Below are 2,997 nucleotides of genomic sequence, written 5' to 3' on the forward strand. Positions count from 1 at the left end.
CCTTGCGACCGTCTCCAGATCGATGCCGCGTCCGCCGGCTGCGGCATGCCCCAGCATCAACGCCGTTCCCGATGGCGCATCGACCTTGTGGCGATGATGCGCCTCGACAATCTCCACGTCCCAGTCATCGGGGTCGAGTGCCCGCGCCGCCTGCTCGACCAGTCCGACCAGCATGTTGAGCCCGAGTGAAAAGCTGCCGGAGCGCACGATGGCAATCGTTTTCGCGGCGTCGGCGATCGCAGCCGATTGAGAAGCATCGAAGCCCGTAGAGCCTATGACCAGGGCCGGCCCGCCGCGCTCGGCGCAAATCCTGGCCAGGTCGACCGAGGCAGCCGGCGTGGTGAAGTCGATGACCACGTCGGCCACTGCAAGCGCCTCGCCGCGGCTCACCAGCCCTTCGCCGACACTGCCCGGCCGGTGAAAGCGGGCGGCGAGCGCCAGCCGCGCGTCGCCCTGCACGGCGTCCGCCATCTGACGGCCCATGCGGCCCAGCGCACCCGCGAGGGCTATCCTGACCGGTGGTTTCGACATGGAGCGCTATCCCGCGGCTATTTCCACATGCCGCGCATGCGCGCGCCGATGTCGACGCGCACCTCCGGCCGGGCTGCCCTGCCCTGTGCTGCCTGTGCGCTCGGCCACGACACCTGCTGGAATGCGGCAAGGATCGAAGCCGGGATGAAACGGGTGCGCGAGGCATAGAGATGGCGGTCGCCGCGCGCCGCCTGGCCATGTGGAAAGAAACGCTGCGGCATGACCAGGTTGAGATTGTCCTTGGCCCGCGTCATTGCCACGTAGAGCAGCCGGCGCTCCTCCTCGATGTCTTCCTTGGTGCCGACGCCGAGATCGGCCGGGATGCAGCCGTCGACCGTGTTGAGCACGAAGACATTCTTCCATTCCTGGCCCTTGGCCGAATGGATGGTCGACAGGATGAGATAGTCCTCGTCGCGATGCGGCGGCCCAGCCTGGTCGCTGGTGGCGTCCGGCGGATCGAGCGTCAGTTCGGTCAGGAAGCGCTCGCGCGAGGCATAGCCCGAGCCGATCTGCTCAAGTTGCAACAGGTCGGCCCGGCGCGTCGTCGCGTCCTCGTGGATGCGTTCCAGATGCGGCTCGTACCACAGCCTGATCTGTTCGAGGTCGGCCGGCCATCTGGCGCCGGCGCGCAGGCCGGAATAGAGCGAGACGAAGCCAGGCCAGTCATCGGCAGCGCGTTGCGGCGGACGCCAGCCGGCCAACCCCATGGCCTCGTCCAGCGCCGTCGTCATGGTCTCGACGATCTGCGCGGCGGCCGAAGGGCCGATGCCAGGCAAGAGTTGCAATACGCGAAAACCGGCGACACGGTCGCGCGGATTTTCGGCAAAGCGCAGCACCGCCAGCACATCCTTGACATGGGCGGCATCGAGAAACTTCAGGCCGCCGAATTTGACGAAGGGAATGTTGCGCCGCGTCAGTTCGATCTCCAGCGGCCCGCTGTGATGCGAGGCGCGAAACAGCACCGCCTGGGACTTCAGCGCTGTGCCCGCCTCGCGCTCGGCCAGGATCGCGTCGCAGACGAAATTGGCCTGCTCGACTTCGTCGCGCACGGTCACCAGTTTTGGCCTGTCGCTGGATTTGCGCTCCGACCACAGGTTTTTGGTGAAGCGCTCCGAGGCTTCGCCGATCACCGCATTGGCGGCAGCAAGGATGGTCTCGGTCGAGCGGTAATTGCGCTCCAGCATCACCACGTCGGCGGCTTGCGCGAACTGATTGGGGAAGTCGAGGATGTTGCGAACCTCGGCGGCGCGGAACGAATAGATCGATTGCGCATCGTCGCCGACCACCGTCAGCCCGGCGCCGTCGGGTTTCAGCGCCATGAGGATCGAAGCCTGCAGGCGATTTGTGTCCTGGTATTCGTCGACCAGCACATGGTCGAAACGCCCGCCCAGATGCGCTGCTATCTCGGGCTCCGCCGCCATCTGCGCCCAGTAGAGCAGCAAATCGTCGTAATCGAGCACGTTTTGCGCCTGCTTGGCCTCGACATAACCGGCGAACAATTCTTTCAGCTGCTCCGCCCAGCCGGCGCACCAGGGAAAGGCGGAACCCAACACCTCGTTGAGCGGCGCCTGCGCGTTGACGGCGCGCGAATAGATGGCAAGGCAAGTGCCCTTGGTGGGGAAGCGCGCTTCCGTCTTCGAGAAGCCGAGCTCGTGGCGGACCAGATTCATCAGGTCGGCGGAATCCTCGCGATCATGGATGGTGAAGGCCGGGTCGAGACCGATCTCCAGCGCATAGTCGCGCAACAGCCGCGCGCCGATGCCGTGAAAGGTGCCGGCCCAGGTCAGCGCATCGGTGATGACGGCTGCATCGCGGCCGAGCACCTCGCCGGCAATACGCTCGACGCGTCTGGCCATTTCGGATGCGGCGCGGCGCGAAAACGTCATCAGCAGGATGCGGCGCGGGTCGGCGCCCTTGACGATCAGATGAGCGACGCGATGCGCCAGCGTGTTGGTCTTGCCAGATCCGGCGCCGGCAATGACCAGCAACGGGCCGGCAATCTGACCGGCGCCGTGCTCGACGGCCTGGCGCTGGGCATCGTTCAGCCGCGCGAGATAGGCAGGCTGGACGGTCGGTTCCCGAAAGGTCGAATCAGCGGTGGCGAGGTTCATCGCCCATCAAGCATCGTTTCTGCTTTGTTCGCAACATCGATACGGGCACACCTAACCCATGCAGGACTGGGGCCGGTCTGAAGAGAAGGGATCGCGGCTAGCGTTGCGGATCGACACCCATGTCGGCCGACTGCCGTCGCAAGGTCTCGCGATCAGGTTGCGACGGCGGCAACAGCAGCGGGTCGACCGTATCGGGCACGTTTTCGACCATCTTCCTGGCGATGCGATAAGTGACATAGGCGAAGGCGCCGGCGACGAGCAGACGGAACATGGTGCAAAACTCCTTTGGAGCAGAACCAACCGTGGAAACAGCCTTTGGTTCCCTTGCCAATCGTCCACGCGCGCAGTCGAAGAT

General features: G+C 65.2%; 3 protein-coding genes. All 3 read right to left on the reverse strand.

The window, feature by feature from the left end:
- Positions 1-531: 4-hydroxy-tetrahydrodipicolinate reductase (dapB, locus tag EN991_RS29975; protein ID WP_127370098.1), on the reverse strand; the 531-nt coding region annotated here is incomplete at its 3' end.
- A 17-nt stretch (positions 532-548) separates the two neighbouring features.
- The gene (locus EN991_RS29980) at positions 549-2,642 is read right to left on the reverse strand and encodes an ATP-dependent helicase (RefSeq protein ID WP_127370099.1); all 2,094 of its coding nucleotides are present in this window, start codon (positions 2,640-2,642) and stop codon (positions 549-551) included.
- Between the two features lie 97 nt (positions 2,643-2,739).
- The gene (locus tag EN991_RS29985) at positions 2,740-2,913 is read right to left on the reverse strand and encodes a hypothetical protein (RefSeq protein ID WP_013532459.1); all 174 of its coding nucleotides are present in this window, start codon (positions 2,911-2,913) and stop codon (positions 2,740-2,742) included.
- Positions 2,914-2,997 lie beyond the last annotated feature (84 nt).

The organism is Mesorhizobium sp. M7A.F.Ca.US.005.03.2.1 (assembly GCF_003997795.1).
Classification (GTDB): domain Bacteria; phylum Pseudomonadota; class Alphaproteobacteria; order Rhizobiales; family Rhizobiaceae; genus Mesorhizobium; species Mesorhizobium ciceri.

Excerpts from the sequence above, each read along its gene's own strand:
- EN991_RS29980 (WP_127370099.1), bottom strand. The coding sequence starts at position 2,642 with ATGAACCTCGCCACCGCTGATTCGACCTTTCGGGAACCGACCGTCCAG.
- EN991_RS29985 (WP_013532459.1), bottom strand. The coding sequence starts at position 2,913 with ATGTTCCGTCTGCTCGTCGCCGGCGCCTTCGCCTATGTCACTTATCGC.